The organism is Phenylobacterium sp., assembly GCF_025351295.1.
Lineage (GTDB): Bacteria > Pseudomonadota > Alphaproteobacteria > Caulobacterales > Caulobacteraceae > Phenylobacterium.
In genome coordinates, this window is sequence record NZ_JANXWD010000048.1 from 1 (window position 1) to 23,294 (window position 23,294).

Sequence of the window (23,294 nt, forward strand, 5' to 3'; positions counted from 1 at the left end):
GGCTTGTTCGCGGGACCCATCGATACGCTCGCGCGACGGTCGGGATGGGTCCCGCGGACAAGCCGCGGGATGACGTATCTCTATAAGTCCGGCTTCAGAGCTTCGCCTTCGCCGCGGCGGCCACAGCTTCGGCGGTGATGCCGAAGTGCTTGTAGAGCACCTCGGCGGGGGCGCTGGCGCCGAAGCCGGTCATGCCGATGAAGGCGCCGCCCTCGCCGATGAAGCGTTCCCAGCCCATGCGGATGCCCACGTCCACGGCGACCCGGACGTCGGTCTCGCCGATGACCTGGGCCTGGTAGTCGGCCGGCTGGGCGTCGAACAGCTCCCAGCAGGGGGTGGAGACCACGCGGGCGCCGATGCCCTGGGTTTCCAGCAGCTCGCGGGCGGCGAGCGCCAGCGAGACCTCGGTCCCGCAGGCGAAGATCGTCACCTGGGCCGGGTGGCCGGCGGCGGCCAGCTGGTAGGCGCCTCGGGCCGACAGGCTCTCGCCGGCGACCGTGCGGGCGGCGGGGACCTTCTGGCGCGACAGCACCATCACCGACGGTGTCGCGCGGCTCTCCAGGGCCAGTTTCCAGCACTCGGCGGCCTCCACCCCGTCGGCGGGGCGGAAGACGTTGAGGTTGGGGATCGCGCGCAGGCTGGCGACATGCTCCACCGGCTGGTGGGTGGGCCCGTCCTCGCCGACCCCGATCGAGTCGTGGGTCATCACATGGATCACCCGCACGCCCATCAGCGCGCCCAGGCGGATCGCCGGGCGGCTGTAGTCGGAGAAGACCAGGAAGGTCCCGGAATAGGGGATCACCCCGCCGTGCAGGGCCATGCCGTTCATCGCCGCCGCCATGCCGAACTCGCGCACGCCATAGTGCACGTAGCGGCCCTCGTAGCCGGGAGCGTCGAAGGCCCGCATGCCCTTGACGATGGTGATGTTGGAGCCGGTCAGGTCCGCCGAGCCGCCGACCATCTCGGGGATCGCCGGGACCAGTCGGTCCAAGGCCGCGCCGGAGTGCTGGCGGGTGGCGAGCGCCGGCCGGTCTGCGGCGGCGGTCTCGATCAGGGCGTCGATCTCCGCGAAGGCGTGCGCCGGCAGGTCGCCGGCCATGGCGCGTTCGAAATCGGCCTTCTGGTTGGAGGCGGCGAGCCCGGCCTCCCAGGCCTTGCGCACCCGCGCGCCGCGGCGGCCGGCGGCGCGCCAGGGCCTGAGCACCTCGTCGGGGATGACGAACGGCTCGGCGGTCCAGCCCATGGCGGTGCGCGCTTCGGCGATCTGGTCGTCGAACAGGGTGTAGCCGTGGCTGTGGGGGTCGCCTTCCTTCGAGCCGGCGCCTTTGGAGATCAGGGTCTTGCAGGCGATCATCGTCGGGCGGTCCTGCTTCACGGCCCAGCGCATCGCGGCGGCGATCTTGCCGGTGTCGTGGCCGTCCACCGCCTTGACCGCCCAGCCGGCCGCCTTGAAACGCGCCAGCTGATCGCCGGTCTCGGAGATCGTCGCCACGCCATCGATGGTGGTGTTGTTGTCGTCGAACAGCACCGTCAGCTTGCTGAGCTTCAGCCGGCCTGCCAGGCTGATCGCCTCATGGCTGACGCCCTCCATCAGGCAGCCGTCGCCGGCCACCACCCAGGTGCGGTGGTCGACCAGGGCGTCGCCGAAGCGGGCGTTCACATGCCGCTCGGCCATCGCCATGCCGACGGCGGTGGCCAGGCCCTGGCCCAGCGGCCCGGTGGTGGTCTCGACGCCCGGGGTGTGGCCGTACTCCGGATGGCCCGGGGTGTTGGAGCCCAGCTGCCGGAAGGCCTTGATCTGCGCCATCGTCACCGCCTCCACCCCGTTCAGGTGCAGGAGCGCATAGAGCAGCATCGAGCCGTGGCCCGCCGACAGCACGAAGCGGTCGCGATCATGCCAGTCCGGCCGCGCGGCGTCGTACTTCAGGAATTTCGTGAACAGCACGGTGGCCACGTCGGCCATGCCCATCGGCATGCCCTGGTGGCCGGACCTGGCCTTGTGGACCGCGTCCATCGAGAGCACGCGGATGGCGTCGGCCATGGTCTTGAGCGGCGCAGGCATCGGAGGTTCAGCCCCTTCTGGCGAGGAATTGTGGGCCGCCTCGCACGCGGGGGCGCAAGGGTCAAGAAATCCGCCCGGGATGTCCCCAGACTCCGCGACGCAGGCTATAGAGCCCCCGACGGCCTTTGGAGGATGCGGATGAGCCAAGGCGAGAGCGCGCTGGAGCTGGCGGCGAAGCGGCTGGAGAGCGCGATCCACGTGCTGGAGCAGCGGCTGGGCCAGAAGCTGCGCGACGCCGGCGCCGAGATGGGCGGCCTGTTCGACCAGGACCGCGCCAAGCTGGCCGCCGAGCTGGACCAGGCCAGGGCCCGCGAGCGGGAGCTGGAGGAGGCGGGCGCCCAGGCCTCCGTCGCCCTGGGCCGCGCCATCCAGGAAATCCGCGCCGCGCTCAACGGACAGGAGGCCTAGACCCATGGCCCAGATCAATGTCGACGTGAACGGCCGGCCCTATGCCGTCGGCTGCGAGGACGGCCAGGAGCCGCACCTGCAGGAACTGGCGAAGATGTTCGACCATCAGGTGCGCCAGGTGTCGCAGGACATGGGCCAGCTGGGCGACACCCGCCTGTTCCTGATGGGCGCCCTGATGCTGGCCGACGAACTCTACGACGCCAAGAACCGGCTGGCCGCGATGCAGGCCGAGGTCGCCCGGCTCGAGGCCGACCGCGTGCGGATCGAGGGCCGCGCGGTGGGCGCGCTGGACGCGGCGGCGTCGCGGATCGAGCGGCTGGCGGCGAGCGACGCTTAGCGCTTCATCCGCATCCGGCCCAGCAGTCGTCCCAGGGCCGGGAACAGCTCGCGTTGTTCGACCTGGCGGTAGGCGTGGTCGGCCGGCAGGGCCTCCACCAGCCGCCGGTGGGCGGTTCCCAGGTTGTGGTAGGGCAGGCGCGGCATCAGGTGGTGCAGGGCGTGGTAGCGCAGGCCCACCGGCGCCCAGAGGAACGGCAGCATGGCCGGCGGCGGCACGTTCACCGTGTCGAGGAACTGGTCCAGCACTGCCATCGGCTCGCCGTCGTTCTCCCAGGCGTGGGCGACGGCGGTGCGCAGCTGGTTCAGGAAGGTCATCAGGCCGAAGATCACCGCGGCGATGACCAGGGCGCGGACCGGGATGACCCCCTGGATCGTCAAGGCGATCACCGCCCAGCTCCACAGCCAGGCGCCCACTTCCTGGGCCAGCCACGGCGTGCTGCGGGCGCGCTGGAAATCCTCTCGGGAGAAGCCGAGGTTGATCACCATCCCCGAGGTCTTGGCGATCACGAGGCGGCGCAGCGGCGGGAACAGGAAGCTGAGCGGGGCCAGCACCGCGAAGCGCAACACCACCCCCGCCGGCGCCAGCAGGGCGATACCCAGGAACGCCGCCAGCTCGTGCGGCGGGCGGCGCGCCAGCGGATGGTACTCCGGGTCGCGCGCGGTGCCGTAGCGGTCCTTGGCGTGGTGCAGGATGTGGACGCCCTCATACAGCAGCGACGGCGTCAGGAAGGGCACGCCGATCAGTACGTTCCAGGCGAAGTGGAAGCCCGGCACGTCGTCGCGCCGCAGGTGGGTCAGCTCATGGATGAAGCTGATGCCGCGATAAAGCGACAGCACGCAGACCACGCCGGCCAGCACCGCCCAGCCGGCCGAGGGGCTGGCGGTGGCGACGAACAGGCTGAGCCAGGTCACCGCCGCCGTCACCAGCAGGTCCGCCCAGTAGACGCGTGGATTGGCGCGCGCCAGGTCGCGGGCCAGTTCGTTGGCCTGGCGGGCGAGACTGAGTTCGGTTTCGGCGGCGACGCTCACGCGGTCTTCATACCCTGATCGTGAGCCGCAGACTTAGGGTTTGAATGTCGCGGGCGAAAGGCGCCCGGCCTCAGTCGGCGTAGACCGCCTGCTCGAACGCCCCGAAAACGCCCAGCATGGCCGGGTCGGCGAAGGGCAGGAACTGGGCGAACAGGACGCCCGCCACGCCGCTCGCCGGATCGGCCCAATAGTAGCAGTTGGCCAGGCCGCCCCACGCCAGGCTGCCGGCGCGGCGGCCGCCCGCAAGGTCGGCCTCGTTGCGCAGGAAGCCGAGCGTGTGGGTCTTGGGCGTTCCGGGCATCGGCCGGAAGTCGTAGCTGAGCGGCGGCGCGGAGGTGGTGAGATCGCCGGCCGAGCCGACCCGGGTCTCGCTCGCACGCAGCATCTCCAGGGCCTGGGGGCCAAACACGCCACCGCCATCGGCCGCCAGCACGGCCCGCAGGAACGTCAGGTAGTCACCCGCAGTCGAGAAGAGGCCGCCGCCGCCGTAAAGCGCCGGCGGGGTCGGAAACCGCCCCGCCGTGGCCAGGGCGCCGTCCGCCCCCCGGGCGTGCATGCCCACCAGCCGCGCCGATCGCGCCGCGTCGGGCTCGAAGCCGGTGTCGGCCATGCCGAGCGGCCCAAGGATATGGTCGGCGAAGTATTCGGGCAGGCTCTGGCCGCTGGCCGCCTCGATCAGCCAGCCGGCCGCGTCGATGCCGACGCCGTACTGCCAGTCCTCGCCCGGATCGAAGACCAGCCGCGGCGCGGTCGTGAGGGTCCCCCCCAGGCTCTCGCCGGTCGCGGCGAAGTAGCGCGCGAGATCGCCGTGGAAGAAGTCGTAGGCCAGGCCCGAGGTGTGGGTCAGCAGCGTGCGCAGGGTGACCGGCTGGCGCGCCGGCCGCAGGCGGGGCGCGCCGTCGGCCCCGAAGCCGTCGAGCACCTGGGGCGACGCCAGCGCCGGGAGCCGGGTCCCGACCGGCTCGTCCAGGTCGAGCATCCCGCGCTCGACCAGCTGCAGCGCCGCGGCCGAGGTGATCGCCTTGGTGCACGAGGCGATCCAGAAGAGCGCGCCGGGGTCCATCGGCGTGGGGTCCGCCAGGCCGCGCGCGCCGGCCGCCAGATGGCTGGCGGTCCCGTCGGGCCAGGCGACCGCGGCGGTCAGGCCGGGCGCAATCCCCTCGGCCACGGCCTTGTCCAGGATGGCCTGAAGCTGCTGCGACGCCATGATCCCTCCATAGCGCTTGAGACTGGACCCGCGCCGCCCTACCTTAGGGATGGCGGGTCTGCTGCGGCCCTCGTCGAAGGCGACATATTCCAGCGACCTTAATTCACCTCTAGGGAGCTGTCCCTGACCGGGATCGTGGTCCCGGACACACGGCGCCCACCTGTCACTAACAGGTCGAGGGAATGAAACAGTCCTTCACGGTCCTCGCGGCGCCGCCACCCGTCTTCCGCTAAAGGGAGGCGTGGACCCCAAGGCCGCCCTCCGCGCCGAGATGCGCACGCGCCGGCGCCGGCTGGCCGTCGAGGCGCCCGATGCCGCCGAACGGGCCGCGGCGAACCTGCCCGCCAACGGCTGGCCGGACATCGAGGTCTACGGCCTCTACCACCCGGTCGGCTCCGAACTCGACCCCACCCCGATTCGCCTCAAGACCGGCCGGCGCGCCCTGCCGGTGGTGGTGTCGCCGGACGCGCCGCTGGTGTTCCGACTGCACGGGCCCAACGATCCCCTGACGCCGGACGCCCTGGGCATCCCGGCGCCGACGGCCGCCGCGCCGCAGGTCTGGCCGGATATCGTCTTCGCGCCCCTGCTGGCCTTCGACCGGCGCGGCGGGCGGCTGGGGCAGGGCGGCGGCCACTACGACCGGACCATCGCCGACCTGCGGGCGCGCAAGGCCGTGCTTGTGATCGGCCTGGCCTACGCCGGCCAGGAGGTCGACGACATTCCGATGGCGCCGCACGACCAGCGGCTGGACGCCATTCTGACAGAGACGGCCTATGTCCCGGTCCGCTAGAGGAACCCGATGAGGTTCGCTTTTTTCGGAGACGTGGTCGGGCGGTCGGGTCGTGAGGGGCTGGCCGAACACCTGCCGGGCCTGCGCCGCGTGCTCGACCTGGAATTCGTCATCGTCAACGCCGAGAACGCCGCCGCCGGCTTCGGGATCACCGAAAGCACGGCGCGCGAGCTGTTCGAGGCCGGGGCCGACTGCCTGACCCTGGGCAACCACTCCTGGGACCAGAAGGAGGCAATGACCTACATCGTCCGCGAGCCCCGGCTGATCCGCCCGCTGAACTACTCCGCCTTCTCCGCCGCCCCGGGCCGCGGCTCCCAGCTGTTCACCACCCAGGCCGGCAAGCAGATCCTGGTGATCAACCTGCTGGGCCGGGTGCACATGGATGCGCTCGACGACCCGTTCGCGGCGGTCGACAAGGAGCTGGAGGCCTGTCCGCTCGGCGCCGTGGCAGACGCCATCGTGGTCGACATGCATGCCGAGGCGACGTCCGAGAAGATGGCCATGGGCCACTTCTGCGACGCCCGCGCCAGCCTGGTGGTGGGCACCCATACCCACGTCCCCACGGCCGACTGCCAGATCCTGCCCGGCGGCACCGCCTACCAGACCGACGCCGGGGCCTGCGCCGACTACGACAGCGTGATCGGCAACCAGAAGGAAGAGCCGCTGCGGCGCTTCACCACCCGCATCCCCGGCGGCCGCTACAAGCCCGCCGAGGGCCCGGCCACGGTCTGCGGGGTCTATGTGGAGACCGACCCGGCGACTGGCCTGGCGCGGCGCGTCGAGCCCATCCGGGTCGGCGGCCGGCTGACCCAGACCATCCCAAGTGTGGAAACCGCGACGGTTTAGCGCCTCCTCTCCCCCGAGCGCAGCGAGAGAGGGAGAGGGTAGGGAGAGGAGATCACGCCGCCGCTTCGTCGGCGTGCTGGCGTCGCCCCAGCACCTCGGCGATGGCGGCGACCAGGGCGCCGGGCTGGACGGGCTTGTGCTCCAGGGCGTCGAAGCCGAGCGCCTTGAGGCGGGCGTCCTCGCCGGGCGTGGCGTCGGCGGTGAGAGCGACGATCGGGATGTCCGGCCGGCCGGCCTGACCGGCGCGGATGCGGCCAACGGCCTCGATCCCGTCCATGTTCGGCATGTGCACGTCCATCAGCACGACGTCGAAGGCCTCGATCCGCAGGCGCTCCAGGGTCTCGACCCCGTCACAAGCCATCTCGACGGTGGCCCCGGTCGCCTCCAGCAGGGCGCGGGCGACCGCCCGGTTGATCGGGTTGTCGTCGGCCACCAGGATCCGCACCGGCGGCAGGACCGCGGTGTCGGCCTCGGAGCTCGATGCGGCCTCGGCTGGCGGCAGCGGCAGCCAGACACGGAACGTCGAGCCGCGGCCGGCCGCGCTCTCGACCCGGATCTCGCCGCCCATCCGGGCGACCAGCTTGCGGCTGATGGCCAGGCCCAGGCCGGTGCCGCCGTACTGGCGGGCGGTCGAGGCCTCGGCCTGGGCGAACGGGCGGAACAGTCCCACCAGCTGCTCGGGGGTCATGCCCATGCCGGTGTCGATGATCGAGATCGCCACCCCGCCATCGCCGTGCGCGGCCGGCTCGGCGCTCAGCACCAGGCGCACCGCGCCGCGGTCGGTGAACTTCAGTGCGTTGGAGATCAGGTTCAGCACCACCTGGCGCACCCGCATCTCGTCGCCGAGCACCCGGGCAGGCAGGTCGGGGTCGGCCTCGCAGACCAGCTCCAGGCCCTTGACGCTGGCCTGTTCGCTCCAGAGGTGCACCGCCTGAGCGCCGAGCTGGCGCAGGTCGAAGGCGGCGACCTCCAGATCCATGCGGCCGGCTTCGATCTTGGACAGGTCCAGCACGTCGTTGAGGATGGCCAGCAGGCCGTCGCCGGAGCGCATGATGGTGTCCACATAGCCCTGCTGCAGGGCGTCGAGGTCGGTGCGCCGGAGCGCGCGCGCCATGCCCAGCACGCCGTTCAGCGGCGTGCGCAGCTCGTGGCTGGTCATGGCCAGGAAGGCGGACTTGGCCTCGTTGGCGGCCTCTGCGGTCTTCTGGGCGTCCTCCAGGGCCGTGGCGCTCTTGAGGTTCGCCTGCGCGCTCGCGGCCACATAGGTCAGCAGCAGGGCGAGCATGACGCCGACGGTGATCAGCGGCACGCCGGAATAGCCGCCGCGGCCCAGGGCCAGGATCAACAGGGTGGCGGCCGGCTGCACGGCCAGGACGGCCAGCGCCAGCGGCGCGCGGAAGCAGAAGCATTGGGCGTGCACCAGCACCCCGGCCAGGACCGCGAAGGCGGCCAGTCGCAGCGGCTCGGTCCCGGCCTGCCAGTAGAGCACCCCGCTTGCGGTCCAGACGGCGCCGGACGTGGCCAGGGAGACCAGGTAGTTCAGCCGCTGGCGGCGGGTGAGCCGCCGGCCGCCCATCGCCGGGCGGCAGGCCATCCAGCTCCAGGTCTCGGCGACCAGATAGGCCAGGATCCACAGACCACCGACCGCGAGGCCCAGGTTGATGGCCAGCAGCGGACCGCAGACCAGGGCGATGGCCAGGCGTGCGACGACGGTGTCGAACGAGGTGGCGGCCACCGCGTCCAACCGTCCGTCCAACAGGCTCCGGGCTCTCGAAATCAAGTCCGCGCACCCCCTCGTGCGAAGCCATCCACGTGCTCGTTGCGACAGCTCGCCGCAACTCTTAGACCCCCAAAGGTGAATCGACCCTTGTTTGGTGAAACAGGTTAGCGGAATTTTCGCCCTGCCGCGGACGCTGGCGGCGAAACCGGGGTCCCCTTTTGCCTGACGCGCTCTAGGTTGCCGGCGGGATCCAGGAGCCGCAGATGTTCGCCAAATTCGTCATCCGCGCGGTGTTCGCCGCGCTGGGCCTGTGGGTGGCCGCGAAGATCGTGCCCGGCATCTACTTCAACAACAACGTCACGCTGGTGATCGCCGCGGTGCTGCTGGGCCTGGTCAACGCCTTCGTGCGGCCGGTGGTGTTCGTCCTGACCCTGCCGCTGACGATCGTCACCCTGGGGCTGTTCCTGCTGGTGGTGAACGCCGCGATGATCGGGCTGGTGGCGTGGCTGCTGCGCGGCTTCAGTGTCCACGGCCTGCTGGCCGGCATCCTGGCCGCCATCGTCACGGGCGTCGCCAGCTGGATCGGCGGCCTGGCGCTGCGCGACGACCGCCGCTGACGCCACCCGCGTATCGACCCGATTTAGATACAGTCGAAAAATCGATTGCCTTCGAATCCGATATCGATGTATCAAAGTTTTAGACATATCTAAATGGAGTCTAAAACCAATGCACAGACACTTCTTTGAACACGGCTTCCGGCGCGCCCGGCACGCCTGGGGCGGCCACATGGGCCGCCACGCCGAGGGCCGCGAGGACCATCACGAAGGCCGCCATGAGGGCCGGGGCCGCCGCTACGGCCGGTTCCTGGAGCACGGCGACCTGCGGTTCATCATCCTGGCCCTGCTCGAGGAGCAGCCGCGCCACGGCTACGAACTGATGAAGGAGCTGGAGGAACGCACCGGCGGCGCCTATCGGCCCTCGCCCGGGGTGGTCTATCCGACCCTGGCGCTGCTGGAGGACGAAGGCCTGATCCGCCAGGCGGGCGGCGAGACCGGCCGCAAGTTGTTCGAGCTGACGCCCGAGGGCAAGGCCGAGCTGGACAAGAACCGCACCGGCGTCGAGGCGGTGTTCGCCCGGATGGAGGACGCCGCGCGCCACGCCGGCCCCGGCCGCCCGCGCATCGGCCGCGCGATGATGAACCTGGGCCTGGCGCTGAAGAACCGCATGTCGCGGCCGGTCACGCCTGAGGACCTCGACCGCATCGTCGGCATGATCGACGACACCGCCTCGGCGATCGAGCGGAGCTGAACCAGGGGCGCCCAGAACCTCTCTGTGTCATTCCGGTTCTGGCGCAAGCCGGAGACCGGGACCCATCCTCGCCGAATGCGCCATCGAAAGCGCGGCGGCGCCGTCGGTCCTCCCCACGATCTGGCGCTGATGGGTCCCGGTCTTCGCGTTCCGCGAAACCGGGATGACACCCTTTTTATCGTATGGCCCCCCATCATCGCCTGGCTCAGCGAAGCCCCATCTCCCGTCGTGCGCAACGGGCGGTTCTCGCCTATATGCGGCCCTCATGAGCCGTCCGTTCCTGAAGATGAACGGGCTCGGCAACGACTTCGTCGTGGTCGAGACCCGCAGCGCGCCGTTCGCGCCGAGCGCCGAGCAGGTGCGCGCCATCGCCGACCGGGCGACCGGGATCGGCTGCGACCAGCTGATCGTCCTGGAGGCGGCCGAGGGGGCCGACGCCCGCGCGCGGTTCTGGAATGCGGACGGCGAGGAGGTGGGCGCCTGCGGTAACGGGACCCGCTGCGTCGGCTGGCTGCTGATGCAGGCCTCGGGCCAGGACCGGGCGGTGATCGAGACCCAGGCGGGGCGCCTGGTCGCCAGCCGGGCCGGCGAGCGGCTGGTCAGTGTCGACATGGGCAAGCCCGGCCTCGACTGGTCGGAAATCCCTCTCGCCGCGCCGCACGACACGGTGGCCCTGGAGGTCTCGCTCTACGACCACGCCGACCTGATGGCCCCAGCGGGCTGCGTCTCCATGGGCAATCCGCACGTGGTGTTCTTCGTGCCCGACGTCGAGTCCGTGCCGATCGCCCGGATCGGGCCGGCGGTCGAGCGCCATCCGCTGTTCCCGCAGCGGGTCAATGTCGGCTTCGCCCAGATCAAGGGCCGCGACCGCATCCGCCTGCGGGTCTGGGAACGCGGGGCGGGCATGACCCGGGCCTGCGGCACCGGCGCCTGCGCGGCCCTGGTGGCGGCGGCGCGGCGCGACCTGACCGGCCGCCACGCCACGCTGGAGCTGGACAGCGGCGAGCTGTTCATCGACTGGAACGCCGACGACCACGTGATCATGACCGGCCCGGCGGCGGTCGACTTCATGGGCGAGTTGCCGTGACAGACGCCGCGGCGGCGATCCCCCGCGAGCGGCTCTGGTGGCTGGCCCTGCTCATGAACCTGGTCTTCCCGCCGGCCGGCTATGCCTATGTCGGCGCCTGGTGGACGGTGGCGGGGTTCGCCGCCGTGGTGCTGTTCGGCGCGGCCGGGCTGACCGAATGGACCGTCGCCTATCCGCCCGGGATGTACGCCCTGGGCCTGCCCGGCATCGTCGTCGCCATCCTCTGCCTGGCGGTGATCACCTCGGTCCACGCCGCCTGGCTGGCGGTGGGCCGCCGGCCCCGGTCCGTCCCACAGCTGGTCGACGCGGCCGGCTACCTCGGCGCCGGCGTGGCGGTGGCCGGCGCCATGCTGCTGTTCCGCGCCTACTGGCCCCACGCCTTCTACAGCTATGGGTCGGACGCCATGGCCCCCAGCCTGCGTCAGGGGGACATCGTCGCGGTCAGGGGCGCGCGGGCGCTGTGCGGCGGCGTCCAGCCGCGCCCCGGCGACGTGGCCCTCTATCGCCGCCCCGGCCGTTCCGGCCGCGAGATGCTCCGGGTGGTGGCGGGGCCGGGCCAGACCGTGGCGCTGCAGGGCGGGCGGCTGCTGCTGGATGGCCACGCCGCGCCCCACCGCGTCGTCAGCCGCCAGGTGGTCGACTTCCTGCCCCGGCCGGCGGCGGTGATCGAGGAGACCCTGCCCGACGGCGCCCGCTACCAGACCCTGGACTTCGGGCCGAACGGCGAGCTCGACGACCGGGCGGCGCTGCGGGTTCCCGCAGGCGCCTGGTTCATCCTGGGCGACAGCCGCGACAATGCCGCGGATTCCCGGATCCATGGCCCGGTGGCGGAGCGCGACGTCTGCGGCATCGCGCTGCGCATCGTCGCCAGCGAGGACAAGAGCCGTGTCGGCAAGCAACCCTGATCCCGCCCGTGGCCCCGGCCCCACTCCCGGCCTGCCCGGCGACGTCGAGGTGGTCACGTTCGGCTGCCGGCTGAACGCCTACGAGAGCGAGGTCATCCGCGCGCGGGCGGCTGAGGACGGCCTGACCGACGCGGTGGTGTTCAACACCTGCGCGGTGACCGGCGAGGCCGTGCGCCAGGCCCGCCAGGCGATCCGCAAGGCGCGCCGCGCGCGACCGGGCGCGACGCTGATCGTCACCGGCTGCGCGGCCCAGATCGACCCGCAGGCCTTCGCCGCCATGGCCGAGGTGGACCTGGTGCTGGGCAATGCCGAGAAGAGCGCGCCCGGCGCCTATCTTCCCACCGCAGAGCCCCTGCGCGTGCGCGTCAACGACATCATGAGCGTGCGCGAGACCGCCGGGCATCTGGTGGACGGGCTGAAGGATCGGGCGCGGGCCTATGTGGAGGTCCAGAACGGCTGCGACCACCGCTGCACCTTCTGCATCATCCCCTACGGACGCGGCAACTCGCGCTCGGCGGCGGCGGGGGAGGTGGTGGAACAGGTGCGCCGGCTGACCGCCCAAGGCTATCGGGAGATCGTCCTGACCGGGGTCGACGTGACCAGCTGGGGCGCCGACCTGCCGGGCCAGCCGACCCTGGGCCAGCTGGTGGCGCGGATCCTGAAGCTGGTTCCCGAGCTGTCGCGCCTGCGGCTCTCGTCCATCGACGCCGCCGAGATCGACGCCGACCTGCTGCGCTGCCTGGCCCAGGAACCGCGGCTGATGCCCTATCTGCACCTGTCGCTGCAGGCCGGCGACGACATGATCCTGAAGCGCATGAAGCGCCGGCACAGCCGCGCCGACGCCCTGACGCTGGTGGCCGAGGTCCGCGCCGCGCGGCCGGACACCGCGTTCGGCGCCGACTTCATCGCCGGCTTCCCCACCGAGACCGAGGCGATGTTCGAGAACACCCTGCGGCTGGTGGAGGAGGCGGACCTGGCCTTCCTGCACGTCTTCCCCTACAGCCCCCGCCCCGGGACGCCGGCCGCGCGGATGCCGGCGGTCAGGGGCGACGTGGTCAAGGCGCGCGCCGCGCGACTGCGGGCGGCCGGCGAGGCCGCCCTGACGCGGCACCTGGACCGCCAGGCCGGGCGGGTACTGCAGGGCCTGGTCGAACGCCCGGGTGTCGCGCGGGCCGAGGACTTCACCGAGATCGCCTTCACCGGCGAGGCGACGGTGGGCGGCGTGGCCGAGCTGCGGGTCACCGGCCACGACGGGAAACGCCTGCTGGCCGCCACCCTCTGATCCCCACGGGATGACACCCGTGGGGGTTACGTCGCCCGGCCCGGGAAGCCGGGCATCCGCCAGCCGAACAGGAGCGCGCCGGCGCGGATCGTGAAGGCGGTCACGAAGCCCATCGCGCCGGCCACGATCGTCGACACGTCCATGGCGTCCAGGCCGACGAACACCGCGGCGCCGGCCAGGGCGGGGGTCACATAGAGCTCGCGCCGCAGCAGCACCGAGGGCTCGTGGGCCAGCACGTCGCGGATCACCCCACCGAAGGTGGCGGTGAGCACGCCCATGATCACGGCCGACAGCGGCGGCACGCCCAGGGAGACCGCCTTCAGCGCCCCCACCACCGCATAGGCCGCCATGCCGACGGCATCGAGCCAGAGCAGCAGCCGCTCGCGCCCCTGGCCCCAGCCGAACACCCAGATCGCCAGGGCTCCGACCAGGCAGACGGCGATGTAGTCCGGCCGCGCCACCCAGAACACCGGCGCGCCGATCAGCAGGTCGCGCAGGGTCCCGCCGCCGACCCCGGTGACCGCGGCGAAGAAGCCGAAGGTGATGATGTCATGATGTCGCCGCGCCGCCGCCAGCGCGCCGGACGCGCCGAACACCGCCACGGCGGCGTAGTCCAGCACGGTCAGAGTCGAGGCGAGCGCGGCCATTCAACGCCCTTACTGCGGTCCCAGGTGACGGCGCGCAAGGAGGCGGCTAGAACGCGCGCCCATGTCAGAACCCAAACGCGGCTGGTTCGCGCGACTTACCGAGGGGCTCACCAAGTCCTCGAAACAGATGGGCGACCAGATCGCCCAGGTGTTCGTCGCCAAGGAGCCGCTCGACCAGGCCAAGCTGGACGAGCTGGAGGAGATGCTGATCGAGGCCGACCTCGGCCCGCACTCCGCCGCCCGCATCACCGAACGCTTTGCCGCCGAGAAGTTCGGCAAGGACGTCGACGAGGCGGAGATCCGCGAGGCGCTGGGCGTGGCGATCGGCGAGGAACTGTCGTCGCGGGAGGGGACTTTCGACGCCCTGTCCGGCCCCCGGCCCTACATCGTGCTGTTCATCGGGGTGAACGGCTCAGGCAAGACCACCACCCTGGGCAAGATCGCCACCGACCTGACCCGCCGCGGCGCCAAGGTGCTGGTGGTGGCCGGCGACACCTTCCGCGCGGCGGCGGTGGAGCAGCTGAAGGTGTGGGCCGAGCGCGCCAACGCCGACTTCATCGGCCGCCCCACGGGATCGGATGCCGCGGGGCTGGCGTTCGACGCAGTGCAGCAGGCGAAGGACCAGGGCTATGACGTGGTCCTGATCGACACCGCCGGCCGGCTGCAGAACAAGCAGGGGCTGATGGACGAGCTGCACAAGATCATCCGGGTGCTGAAGAAGCTCGATCCCGACGCGCCGCACGAGACCCTGCTGGTGCTGGACGCCACGGTGGGGCGCAACGCGCTCGCCCAGGAGAACATCTTCGGCAACCAGATCGGGGTGACCGGGATCGTCATGACCAAGCTGGACGGCACCGCGCGCGGCGGGGTGCTGGTGCCGGTGGCCCAGGCCTCGGACAGTCCGATCAAGCTGATCGGGGTCGGCGAGGGGGTCGATGACCTGCAGCCGTTCAACGCCCGGGCCTTCGCCCGCTCCCTGGTGGGCCTTCAGGAGCCGGTCCGATGACCCCGCAGCAGCGCAAGTGGCTCCGTTATCTCGTCGACTTCTCGGCGCCCACGGTGTTCGCCCTGGTCTATTTCCTGGGCGGCCGGGATTTCATGAAGGCCTCGCTGGCCACGGTGGCCGCCTCGCTGATCGCGGTGCTGATCGGGCTGATCGTCGAGCGGCGGATCGCGGCCCTGCCGCTGTTCGTGGGGGTGATGGGGGGCGTTTTCGCGGCGCTGACCCTGATCTTCCACGAGGCCTGGATCTTCAAGGTCCGCCCGACCGTGATGAACGGCATCATCGGCGCCATCCTGCTGATCGGCCTGGCGATCGGCAAGAGCCCGATCAAGGCGGTGTTGGGCGAGACCCTGACCCTGCCGGACGAGGTCTGGCGCATCCTGGCCAAGCGGTTCGGGCTGTTCTACCTGGCCATCGCGGGGCTGAACCTGATCGTCTGGCAGACCCAGAGCGAGGCGACGTGGGTGGCGTTCGACACCATCGGCCTGCGGATCGTGACCTTCGCGTTCGGCCTCACCCAGACGCCGCTGCTGATGAAATACCTGACCGTCGACGAGGTCCCGCCGCCGCCGCCCAGCGAGTAGGGCCGCGCGCGGCGCCGTCAGGTCCGCGGGTGCTGCGGGAAGGCGATGTTGGACGGCCGCAGATGCGGCGTCGTCAGGCGGTCGTACCCGGTCGGCGGCAGCCGTCCCAGGATCAGGTCGAGCACCATCGCCCCGTCCGCGCCGTCCGGCGGCGGCTCGCTGTGAAGCTGGCGCCACAGGGCGGCGGCCTCCTGATAGATCTTGTCGTTTCGTCCGGTCATGTCTGCACGCGTACTCGTTCGCACGACACAACCCCTCGGGGCCGCAGGCGTTCCCGTCTAAAATCTTGTTAATCTCGCGGCTTAGCCTTGGAACCCGCGTGGCGAGCTCTACCCGAGCATGTCCTTGACGGTGTCGCGCTCGCCGATCAGCTCGTCGTTGGTGAGCTTGATCTTCGACTTGGCGAAGTCGTCCATCTCGTAGTCGGCGATCACGTCATAGCCGGTGGCGGTGGTCTTCACCGGCATCCCGGCCCAGACGCCGTCGGCGAAGCCGTAGCGGCCGCCCGAGGCGATGGCGACGGAGTGGATGGCGCCGGGGGTCACCAGGTCGCGGACGTGGTCCACCAGGGCGCCGGCCGCCGAGGCCGCCGAGCTTGCGCCGCGCGCGTCGATGATCGCCGCGCCGCGCTTGCCGACCGCCGGCAGGTAGTCGGTCTCCAACCAGGCCTGGTCGCCGATCACCTCGGCCGCCGGCTTGCCGCCGATCTTGGCGTGGGTGAAGTCGGCGAACATGGTCGGGCTGTGGTTGCCGTAGATGAACAGGTCGGTGACGTCGGTCACCGCCACGCCGGCCTTCTGCGCCAGCTGGGCGCGGCCGCGGTTCTCGTCCAGGCGGACCATGGCGGTGAAGCGGTCCGGGCTCAGGCGCTTGGCCTGGCTGGCGGCGATCATCACGTTGGTGTTGCAGGGGTTGCCGACCACCGCGACGCGGGCGTCGTCGGCGGCCACGGCGTCGATGGCCTTGCCCTGGGCGATGAAGATCTTGCCGTTGTCCTTCAGCAGGTCGGCGCGCTCCATGCCGGGGCCGCGGGGCTTGGAGCCCACCAGCAGGCACCAGTTTGCATCTTTGAAGGCGATGTTGGCGTCGCCGGTCAGCACCATGCCCTGCACCAGCGGGAAGGCGCAGTCGTCGATCTCCATGGCCACGCCCTTCAGCGCCTTCTGCGGACCTTCGACGGGGATTTCCAGCAGTTGCAGGATCAGCGGCTGGTCGAGGCCGAACATCTGGCCGGACGCGATCCGGAACAGCAGGGCGTAACCAATATTCCCGGCCGCGCCGGTGACCGCTACGCGAATGGGCTTCTTGGCCATGTTCCTGCTCCTGACTTGCCTGTCGCTGGGTGCGTAGCCCGTTGACGCCAGCGCTGCAATGCCGCAGGCGCGCAGGACGATGTTCGAGCTGAATCCGGCCTTTCCCGCCACTTCCGTCGCGCTCGGCGACCTGGCGCTGTGCCATGCGCGGCTGCAGGCCGACGCGCGCTACGCCTGGATCGTGCTTGTGCCGCGGGTCGACGGCGCGCGCGAGCTGGAAGACCTGGCGGCGGGCGACCGGTTGGTCGTGATGGACGAGGTGGTCGCGGCGGGCCGGGCGGTCCGCGCCGTGGGCCAGGCGCTGGGGCGTCCGGTCGAGACGCTGAACGTCGGTCAGCTCGGCAACCTGACGCCGCAGCTCCACATCCACGTGGTCGGCCGCCGCGCCGACGATGAGGCCTGGCCAGGGCCGGTGTGGGGATTGGGGACGGCCGAGGGATATGAGGCGGGCGCACTCGCGGCGGCGATCGCAGCGGCTCGCGTGGCGCTCGCTCTCTAAATTCAGCTTGAGGGTGGGTGGCGGACCCTACGGATTGCGCCGCCGCAGTGTGACCGATTCCGCCCGCCCGCCCTCCGACAGCTCACCTGACCAGCGGCCGTCGTCGGCGTGCAGGATCGCCACGGCGCCGCCGGCGAAGCGGACGGTTAGCTCGCCGCCGGCCCGCTCCACCTGGTCGATGAAGCCCGAGGCGTCCAGGGCGCCGGGCCGGCGCAGGTCGCGCCAGGCGCCCTCCACCGCGCCATTCCGGTCGATCAGCTGCAGGGCATAGAGCTCCCGCGCCCCCGCCGCGAGCGTCCAGCCGCCGTCCAGCGGGCCCTGGAACCCCTGGGCCGAGGCCATGGAGGAGCGGATCCGGCCGTCATAGGCGAGGTCGGCGGCGGACGGTGGCCCATCCGGGCTCTTGTCGGTCTCCTCGATCCGCACCGGGGCGGTCAGGGTCGAGCGCTTGCGAGGCGCATAGGGAGCCGGCGCGGGCCGGGTCGTGGAGGCCGCCGCGGTGTCCGGTTCCTCGGGATCAACGCCCCTGGCCGGCGGCTGGCGGTTCAGCAGGGCGTCGATCGACGGCGGCGGCGCCTGGGCGGACGCGGGCGCGGTCGCCAGCATGGCCAGCAGCCCCGCCATGGCCGCTCCGGTCCACCTCATGCGGCCTCGCGCGCCGCGATGGCGTCGGCGACGCCGATCAGCCGCCGGGCCTCGGCGAAATGCAGCCGCTCCACCATCCGGCCCTCGACCTTCAGCACGCCCTTGCCGGCGTTCTCCGGCGCGCCGAACGCGTCCACCACCACCCGCGCCCAGGCCACGGCGGCCGGGTCCGGGGTGAAGGCGGCGTTGGCGGGGGCGACCTGGCTGGGGTGGATCAGGCTCTTGCCGTCGAAGCCGAACGCCGCGGCCTGGGCGCACTGGCGCTGGAACCCCCCGGGGTCGGCGATCTCGTTGAACACCCCGTCGAGGATGGCGATCCGGTGCGCCCGGGCGGCCATCAGGCTCACGGTCAGCGCCGAGATCAGAGCCTCGCGCTCCACGGTCAACGCGCAGCGCATCTCCTTGGCCAGGTCGTTGGAGCCGATCACCCAGGCCTCGACACCCACATTGGTGGATTGGGCGCCCAGGGCGTCCAGCCGGAACATCGCCTGGCAGGTCTCGATCATAGCCCAGATCGGCAAGGCCTCACCCAGGCGCGCCCGCACCGCCGCCAGGTCCTCCGGCGCCGAGATCTTCGGGACCAGCACGGCGTCGGGCCCGGCCTGAGCCAACGCCGCCAGGTCCGCCTCGCCCCAGGGCGTGTCGAGGCCGTTGGCGCGGACCACCAGCTCGCGGGCCCCGAACCCGCCGGCCCGGACCGCGGCCACGGCGTTGGCGCGGGCCTCGTCCTTGGCGTCGGGGCCGACCGCGTCCTCCAGGTCCAGGATCACCACGTCGCAGGGCAGCTCGCGCGCCTTCTCGATGGCGCGGGCGTTGGAGGCCGGCATGTAGAGGGCGCTGCGGCGCGGACGGGCGTTCATGCGGGACCTGAGGCTGCTTGGCGACTTGGCGCGGGTCCAGTCTTAGCGTTTAGGATGGCGCCATGGCCACACGCCCGATCCGCTACGACGCCGGCGCCCGCAACGTCCTGGGCCAGGAACTGGTCCCCTGCTCGCTGGACCCGGTCACCGGCTTCTTCCGCAACGGCTGCTGCGAGACCGGGCCGCACGATGTCGGCCTGCACACCGTCTGCGCGGTGATGACCGCCGAGTTCCTGGCCTTCTCCAAGCGCGCCGGCAACGACCTCTCGACGCCACGCCCCGACCTGGGCTTCCCCGGCCTCAACCCCGGCGACCGCTGGTGCCTCTGCGCGCCCCGCTGGAAGGAAGCCCTCGACGCCAACGCCGCGCCCAGGTTGGTCCTGGAGAGCACCCACGAGGAGACCTTGGCGATCGTGTCGCTGGGGGTGCTGAAGGACTATGCGGTGGAGGCGTAGCGCTCCAAGTCGCTCCCCATCGGGGGAGCTCCGGCGAAGCGGTCAGAGCGGGTACTGCGCCTCCAGCCGATACCGCGAGCCCTCGCCGCCCAGGGTGCTGGAATAGAGTCCGAAGCGCTCGACGCGGATCGGCGGGGACCGCAGCAGGTTGTGGGCCTGGATCCAGACCGCGACTTCCGCCGGATCGGCGCGCTTCAGGTAGGCCAGGGTGACGTGTGGGCGGTAGCGGCGGCGGTCGGGCGCCAGACCGGCGCGGCGGGCGGCGGCCTCGCAGGCGTCGGCCAGGCGGCGTAGCTCCGGGCTCTCCCCGACCCCGGCCCAGACCGCGTGGATGTCTGCGCCGTCGGCGAACGACCCGACCCCCTCCAGGGCGATGTCGAACGGCCGGCCGACGATCTTGAGCAGCTCGGCGTCCAGGTCGCGGGCGACGTCCTGGCGAACATCTCCCATGAACCGCAGCGTCACGTGCAGGGCCTCCAGCGGCCGCCAGCGGGCGCCCTCGAGGCCCGCCTGGCGGGTCTGCAGGGCGCGGCCGATGTCGTCGGGGATGGCCAGGGCGGCGAACAGGCGGATCATGGCCGCCTGAATACCCAAAACCCCTGGCGCGTGTCAGGCCTTGCTTAGGCCACAGCGGACACCGATATTCAGCAGGCGTCCGATTTGCGACGCCTAACCCTAAGGGCTTTGCTCTCATGAGCGACTTCAACCGCGGTTTCGCGCGATCGGTCCCGACGGACCGCGCCGACATGTCCGTGGACGTGGGCCTCCGGCGCTTCATGCTCGGCGTCTACAACAAGGTGGCGCTGGGCCTCGTCCTCTCGGCCGGTCTGGCCTATCTCACCGGCTCCTTCGCGCCCGTGCGCGACCTGATGTTCACCGTGGCCAACGGGCGCGTCGGCTATTCCATCCTGGGCTGGGTCATCGCCTTCGCGCCGCTGGGCGTGATCCTGTTCGGGTCGTTCGCGCTCCGGAACGCCACGCCGAAGTCGGCGGCGGCGCTCTACTGGACCATCGTCAGCCTGATCGGCGCCTCGCTGGGCGTCGTGGTGCTGCGCTACACCGGCGCCTCGATCGGCACCACCTTCCTGCTGACCGCGACCTCGTTCGGCGCGCTCTCCCTGGTGGGCTACACCACCAAGAAGAACCTGACCGGGATGGGCAGCTTCCTGATCATGGGCCTCTGGGGCCTGGTCGGCGCCATGCTGATCAACGTGTTCCTGCAGAGCTCGGCGATGGCAATGATCGTCAATGTGATCGGCGTGCTGATCTTCGCCGGCCTGATCGCCTACGACACCCAGCGCCTGAAGATGCAGTACTACGAGCTGGGCGGCGACGAATCCGCCCTGGGCGTAGCCACCAGCTGGGGCGCGCTCAGCCTCTACCTGGACTTCATCAACCTCTTCCAGTTCCTGCTCGCGATCTTCGGCAGCCGCCGCTAAGCCGCGCCGCAGGCCAGACGAACCGACCCCGGCGGGCCACCGCCGGGGTTTTTCGTATGCGGGGTCGCGCGTTGGGGGCTGGCGGGCCTCAGTCGACGACCGAGAATCGGCCCTTGTCGAAGAACCGCAGCACCTGCTCCAGGTCGTGGCCGCGGCGCAGGATGTGGCCGCCCTGGCCGACGATGGCCCAGGCGCCCTGCTTGCGGGCCAGGGCCGGACGCTTCTCGATGCGGTAGAGCGGCGCCTCGGCGGTGCGGCGGAAGACCGAGAACACACAGGCCTCGTGCAGGCTGTCCATGCCGTAGTCGCGCCACTCGCCGGCGGCGACCATGCGGCCGTAAAGCCGGAGCAGCCGCTCCAGCTCGCGCCGCTCGAAGAACACTCCAGCCTGCCGGGGGGCCGAATAGCTCGGATCGAATGCCATCGATTCGGATGCTAAACTGAACGAACCGCCTCCCGCCACCCCGAATCCGCGGCGTAGAACCCCAGTCGTCGCGCCGTGAAATGACCTTATTTCGGTCCCTTCGCGGCCTGATGAGGCTCCGATATTGGCATTGTCGGTTGGTCAGCGAACTGCTGGTCCCGGATCCTGAACAGCCCCCCCAGCCCCCCCTGGATCGGTGGACTGATCAACCGGCGCACTACCCCAAGACCCTCCAGTCGTGAACCCGCGCGGATCTCTCCAGCCGCGCGGGTTGGCGTTTGTGGGGTCTGTCCGCGCGTCCAGAGCTTTTCGGGTTCAAGTGGACTCACTTGAACCCGAAAGGCTCTAACTCTTTGAATTAGAGCGTGTCGGGCGGCGAAACCGGCATCCACTTTCGCCGGGCGCGCTCTAGCTGTGCGGCTGGGCGAGGCCCAGCACCCGGCCGCCCTTGGGCCCCTGCAGCAGCACCACGGTCTTCAGCCCATCGTCGGCCGCCGGCAGCCGGAAGGCCTGGGGCTTGCCCCGCCAGAGGCCCAGGCGCTTCATCTCACGCACCACATTCTTCTGCACGACGGTCTCGCCGCGATTGTCGCCGGTCTTCACCGCCACCTCGACCGCGCGCGGGTCGTAGCGGATCAGCCAGACCTCGGCCCCCCCCTTGGCCACCCGGCCAGAGCCGACGTCGACGCGCCGGCCGCCCACAAAATGGATCTCCGGCGCCGTGTGCGGCACGCCGGCGGCCTGGCGGACCAGCCGGTCCACCTCGGCGGTCTTCAGGCCCTGGGCCTCTTCGCGGCCGTCGACCACCACTTGCGGCGTATAGGGCTCGCGCAGTTTCAGCCGGGTGACATAGGCCTTCTGCCGCTCGGCATATTCCGGCCTGGCGAAGGTGTCGGTCCAGCCGAGGTAGTCCCAGTAGTCGACGGAGAACGTCAGGGCCAGGACGCCCGGCCGCTCCGACAGCTTGCCAAGGTAGGTGTTGGCGTCACGGCACGCGCCACAGCCCTGGGCGGTGAACAGCTCCACCAGGACCGGGGTTTTAGCCACCGCGGCGACCGGCCAAGCCAGGAGGATGAGGCTGAGAAGCGCGGCCTTCCGCATCGCCTCGACTTAAGGAGTGTTCCGGGGGCTGTAAATCACAAGAAGGCGTGAGATGGAGCGCTGGCTCCGAAAGGTCCTCGCCGCACGGGTGGGGGTGGACGCCGGCCCGCAGGGGTCTAAGCAGGCGTGATGGCCCAGGATCTGTACCCCGCCGCGCGCGACCTGCTGGAAAAGCTGGTCGGCTTCGACACCACCTCTCGGCATTCCAACCTCGAGCTGATCGGATGGGTGGAGGCCTATCTCGACGGGCTGGGCGTGCCGCACCGGCGGGTGCCGAACGCCGACGGGTCGAAGTCGAACCTGATGGCGACCATCGGCCCGGCGGTGGCGGGCGGCGCCGTGCTGTCCGGCCACACCGACGTGGTGCCGGTGGACGGCCAGCCCTGGAGCACCGATCCCTTCGCCCTGGTCCAGAAGGGCGAGCGGCTCTATGGGCGCGGGGCCTGCGACATGAAGGGCTTCCTGGCCCTGGCTCTGGCCGCGGCGCCCGAACTGGCGGCGGCGAACCTTAAGCGGCCGGTGCACCTGGCCTTCTCCTACGACGAGGAAATCGGCTGCCTGGGCGCGCCGCAGATGATCGACGTGATCGCCCGCGAGTTGCCGGCCCCGGCCGTCGTCGTGGTCGGCGAGCCCACCAACATGGAGGCGGTGAACGGCCACAAGGGCATCGCCACCTTCCACGTCAGCGTCACCGGCCGCGAGGTCCATTCCAGCCAGCCGCACCTGGGGGTCTCAGCGGTGATGGAGGCGGTGAAGCTGATGGCCTCGCTCAACGCCCTGTCGGCGCGGCTCTGGGACGAGGCCGACCCCGCCTCGCCGTTCACGCCGAAGGGCCCGACGCTGACCATCGGTATCGTCCACGGGGGCACGGCGCACAATATCCTGGCGCGGGAGTGCCACTTCGTCTTCGACCTGCGCACCCCCGGGCCGCGGACGCCGAAGGAGATCATCGCGCCGTTCCTGGCCGAGGCGGCCGAACTGGACCGCACCCTGAAGGCCCGCGCGCCGGAGGCCGGGGTGATGGTGGAACAGCGCACCGACGTGCCGCCGTTCGTCCCCGAGCGTGACGGCGTGGCCGAGGCGTTCGCCCGGCGGATGGCCGGCGACAATGGCCCGCCGCGGGTGGTGGCCTTTGCCGCCGAGGCCGGGCAGTTCCAGCAGGCCGGCTTCTCGACAGTGATCTGCGGCCCAGGCTCCATCGACCAGGCCCACCAGCCGGACGAATATGTCGAGGTCTCCCAGATGCAGCGCGGCGCCCACTTCATGCGCCGGCTGATCGAGTGGGCGTCGGAAACCTGAATCCGCTCATCCCGGCGAATGCCGGGACCCAGATGGGAGAGC

At 71.0% G+C, this 23,294-nt stretch carries 27 protein-coding genes and 1 other RNA gene; 16 read left to right on the plus strand and 12 right to left on the minus strand.

Features of this window, described 5'->3' with window-relative positions; translation table 11 throughout:
• Positions 1-94: 94 nt before the first annotated feature.
• Complete coding sequence (gene tkt, locus Q0R13_RS07410) at positions 95-2,062, minus strand: transketolase (RefSeq protein WP_293901735.1); 1,968 nt, start codon at positions 2,060-2,062, stop codon at positions 95-97.
• 138 nt (positions 2,063-2,200) lie between these two features.
• On the opposite strand from tkt, the gene Q0R13_RS07415 reads away from it, so the two are divergent.
• Positions 2,201-2,470 (plus strand): DUF4164 family protein, encoded by a 270-nt coding sequence (locus Q0R13_RS07415; RefSeq protein WP_293901738.1) that lies wholly within the window; start codon positions 2,201-2,203, stop codon positions 2,468-2,470.
• A gap of 4 nt (positions 2,471-2,474) precedes the next feature.
• A complete protein-coding gene (gene zapA, locus Q0R13_RS07420; protein WP_293901741.1) occupies positions 2,475-2,807 on the plus strand; it encodes a cell division protein ZapA in 333 nt (110 codons plus the stop codon).
• Here the strand turns inward: zapA and Q0R13_RS07425 are convergent.
• Together Q0R13_RS07425 and Q0R13_RS07430 are read right to left on the minus strand one after the other, a co-directional pair.
• On the minus strand, positions 2,804-3,838 hold the full coding sequence (locus Q0R13_RS07425; RefSeq protein ID WP_293901744.1) for a fatty acid desaturase: 1,035 nt from the start codon (positions 3,836-3,838) through the stop codon (positions 2,804-2,806). The two genes, zapA and Q0R13_RS07425, sit on opposite strands and share 4 nt — an antisense overlap.
• 70 nt (positions 3,839-3,908) lie before the next feature.
• Positions 3,909-5,045 carry a serine hydrolase domain-containing protein gene (locus Q0R13_RS07430; RefSeq protein WP_293901747.1) on the minus strand — a complete coding sequence of 379 codons (1,137 nt, stop codon included), beginning with the start codon at positions 5,043-5,045 and terminating at the stop codon, positions 3,909-3,911.
• Positions 5,046-5,100: 55 nt separating this feature from the next.
• Between Q0R13_RS07430 and ssrS the strand changes: the two genes are divergently transcribed.
• The 3 genes from ssrS to Q0R13_RS07445 all read left to right on the plus strand — a co-directional run bounded on the left by ssrS (position 5,101) and on the right by Q0R13_RS07445 (position 6,681).
• A non-coding RNA gene (ssrS, locus tag Q0R13_RS07435) (6S RNA) lies at positions 5,101-5,261 on the plus strand.
• A gap of 25 nt (positions 5,262-5,286) precedes the next feature.
• Positions 5,287-5,835 carry a 5-formyltetrahydrofolate cyclo-ligase gene (locus tag Q0R13_RS07440; RefSeq protein WP_293901750.1) on the plus strand — a complete coding sequence of 183 codons (549 nt, stop codon included), beginning with the start codon at positions 5,287-5,289 and terminating at the stop codon, positions 5,833-5,835.
• Between the two features lie 9 nt (positions 5,836-5,844).
• Positions 5,845-6,681, plus strand: coding sequence for a TIGR00282 family metallophosphoesterase (locus Q0R13_RS07445; RefSeq protein ID WP_293901753.1), 837 nt, complete (start codon positions 5,845-5,847; stop codon positions 6,679-6,681).
• Between the two features lie 52 nt (positions 6,682-6,733).
• Here Q0R13_RS07445 and Q0R13_RS07450 read toward each other — a convergent pair whose 3' ends face one another.
• Positions 6,734-8,437, minus strand: a complete 1,704-nt coding sequence (locus Q0R13_RS07450; RefSeq protein WP_293901756.1) for an ATP-binding protein — start codon at positions 8,435-8,437, stop codon at positions 6,734-6,736.
• Positions 8,438-8,664: 227 nt separating this feature from the next.
• Here Q0R13_RS07450 and Q0R13_RS07455 point away from each other — a divergent pair, with 227 nt between their 5' ends.
• The 5 genes from Q0R13_RS07455 to mtaB all read left to right on the plus strand — a co-directional run bounded on the left by Q0R13_RS07455 (position 8,665) and on the right by mtaB (position 12,983).
• Complete coding sequence (locus Q0R13_RS07455) at positions 8,665-9,018, plus strand: phage holin family protein (protein WP_293901759.1); 354 nt, start codon at positions 8,665-8,667, stop codon at positions 9,016-9,018.
• 109 nt (positions 9,019-9,127) lie between these two features.
• Positions 9,128-9,709, plus strand: a complete 582-nt coding sequence (locus Q0R13_RS07460; RefSeq protein ID WP_293901762.1) for a PadR family transcriptional regulator — start codon at positions 9,128-9,130, stop codon at positions 9,707-9,709.
• A gap of 265 nt (positions 9,710-9,974) precedes the next feature.
• Complete coding sequence (gene dapF / locus Q0R13_RS07465) at positions 9,975-10,796, plus strand: diaminopimelate epimerase (RefSeq protein WP_293901765.1); 822 nt, start codon at positions 9,975-9,977, stop codon at positions 10,794-10,796.
• On the plus strand, positions 10,793-11,701 hold the full coding sequence (gene lepB, locus Q0R13_RS07470) for a signal peptidase I (RefSeq protein WP_293901768.1): 909 nt from the start codon (positions 10,793-10,795) through the stop codon (positions 11,699-11,701). Before dapF ends, lepB begins: the two co-directional genes overlap by 4 nt.
• Before the next feature lie 31 nt (positions 11,702-11,732).
• Positions 11,733-12,983: a tRNA (N(6)-L-threonylcarbamoyladenosine(37)-C(2))-methylthiotransferase MtaB gene (gene mtaB / locus Q0R13_RS07475; RefSeq protein WP_366852586.1), complete on the plus strand. Its 1,251-nt coding sequence runs from the start codon at positions 11,733-11,735 to the stop codon at positions 12,981-12,983.
• A gap of 26 nt (positions 12,984-13,009) precedes the next feature.
• Here the strand turns inward: mtaB and Q0R13_RS07480 are convergent, their stop codons facing one another.
• A complete protein-coding gene (locus Q0R13_RS07480) occupies positions 13,010-13,630 on the minus strand; it encodes a trimeric intracellular cation channel family protein (RefSeq protein ID WP_293901771.1) in 621 nt (206 codons plus the stop codon).
• A gap of 61 nt (positions 13,631-13,691) precedes the next feature.
• Here Q0R13_RS07480 and ftsY point away from each other — a divergent pair, with 61 nt between their 5' ends.
• Positions 13,692-14,636 carry a signal recognition particle-docking protein FtsY gene (gene ftsY / locus Q0R13_RS07485; RefSeq protein ID WP_293901774.1) on the plus strand — a complete coding sequence of 315 codons (945 nt, stop codon included), beginning with the start codon at positions 13,692-13,694 and terminating at the stop codon, positions 14,634-14,636.
• A complete protein-coding gene (locus Q0R13_RS07490; RefSeq protein ID WP_293901777.1) occupies positions 14,633-15,217 on the plus strand; it encodes a septation protein IspZ in 585 nt (194 codons plus the stop codon). Before ftsY ends, Q0R13_RS07490 begins: the two co-directional genes overlap by 4 nt.
• Before the next feature lie 17 nt (positions 15,218-15,234).
• Here Q0R13_RS07490 and Q0R13_RS07495 read toward each other — a convergent pair whose 3' ends face one another.
• The gene (locus Q0R13_RS07495; RefSeq protein ID WP_293901780.1) at positions 15,235-15,438 is read right to left on the minus strand and encodes a hypothetical protein; all 204 of its coding nucleotides are present in this window, start codon (positions 15,436-15,438) and stop codon (positions 15,235-15,237) included.
• A 108-nt stretch (positions 15,439-15,546) separates the two neighbouring features.
• Complete coding sequence (locus Q0R13_RS07500; RefSeq protein ID WP_293901783.1) at positions 15,547-16,530, minus strand: malate dehydrogenase; 984 nt, start codon at positions 16,528-16,530, stop codon at positions 15,547-15,549.
• Positions 16,531-16,609: 79 nt separating this feature from the next.
• On the opposite strand from Q0R13_RS07500, the gene Q0R13_RS07505 reads away from it, so the two are divergent.
• A complete protein-coding gene (locus Q0R13_RS07505; protein ID WP_293901785.1) occupies positions 16,610-17,029 on the plus strand; it encodes an HIT domain-containing protein in 420 nt (139 codons plus the stop codon).
• Positions 17,030-17,056: 27 nt separating this feature from the next.
• Here the strand turns inward: Q0R13_RS07505 and Q0R13_RS07510 are convergent, their stop codons facing one another.
• Positions 17,057-17,674, minus strand: coding sequence for a hypothetical protein (locus tag Q0R13_RS07510; protein WP_293901788.1), 618 nt, complete (start codon positions 17,672-17,674; stop codon positions 17,057-17,059).
• Positions 17,671-18,534: a CoA ester lyase gene (locus Q0R13_RS07515; RefSeq protein ID WP_293901791.1), complete on the minus strand. Its 864-nt coding sequence runs from the start codon at positions 18,532-18,534 to the stop codon at positions 17,671-17,673. Before Q0R13_RS07515 ends, Q0R13_RS07510 begins: the two co-directional genes overlap by 4 nt.
• A 62-nt stretch (positions 18,535-18,596) precedes the next feature.
• On the opposite strand from Q0R13_RS07515, the gene Q0R13_RS07520 reads away from it, so the two are divergent.
• Positions 18,597-18,989, plus strand: a complete 393-nt coding sequence (locus tag Q0R13_RS07520) for a DUF2237 domain-containing protein (protein ID WP_293901794.1) — start codon at positions 18,597-18,599, stop codon at positions 18,987-18,989.
• A 42-nt stretch (positions 18,990-19,031) separates the two neighbouring features.
• Here the strand turns inward: Q0R13_RS07520 and thpR are convergent, their stop codons facing one another.
• The gene (gene thpR / locus Q0R13_RS07525) at positions 19,032-19,565 is read right to left on the minus strand and encodes an RNA 2',3'-cyclic phosphodiesterase (RefSeq protein ID WP_293901796.1); all 534 of its coding nucleotides are present in this window, start codon (positions 19,563-19,565) and stop codon (positions 19,032-19,034) included.
• 116 nt (positions 19,566-19,681) lie between these two features.
• Here thpR and Q0R13_RS07530 point away from each other — a divergent pair, with 116 nt between their 5' ends.
• Positions 19,682-20,428: a Bax inhibitor-1/YccA family protein gene (locus Q0R13_RS07530; RefSeq protein ID WP_293901798.1), complete on the plus strand. Its 747-nt coding sequence runs from the start codon at positions 19,682-19,684 to the stop codon at positions 20,426-20,428.
• 88 nt (positions 20,429-20,516) lie between these two features.
• Here the strand turns inward: Q0R13_RS07530 and Q0R13_RS07535 are convergent, their stop codons facing one another.
• On the minus strand, positions 20,517-20,852 hold the full coding sequence (locus tag Q0R13_RS07535) for a DUF2794 domain-containing protein (RefSeq protein WP_293901801.1): 336 nt from the start codon (positions 20,850-20,852) through the stop codon (positions 20,517-20,519).
• Between the two features lie 408 nt (positions 20,853-21,260).
• Entirely contained in the window at positions 21,261-21,953 is a 693-nt protein-coding gene (locus tag Q0R13_RS07540; RefSeq protein WP_293901804.1) for a thioredoxin family protein, read from the minus strand.
• Positions 21,954-22,082: 129 nt separating this feature from the next.
• Here Q0R13_RS07540 and argE point away from each other — a divergent pair, with 129 nt between their 5' ends.
• The gene (argE, locus tag Q0R13_RS07545; protein ID WP_293901807.1) at positions 22,083-23,252 is read left to right on the plus strand and encodes an acetylornithine deacetylase; all 1,170 of its coding nucleotides are present in this window, start codon (positions 22,083-22,085) and stop codon (positions 23,250-23,252) included.
• Positions 23,253-23,294 lie beyond the last annotated feature (42 nt).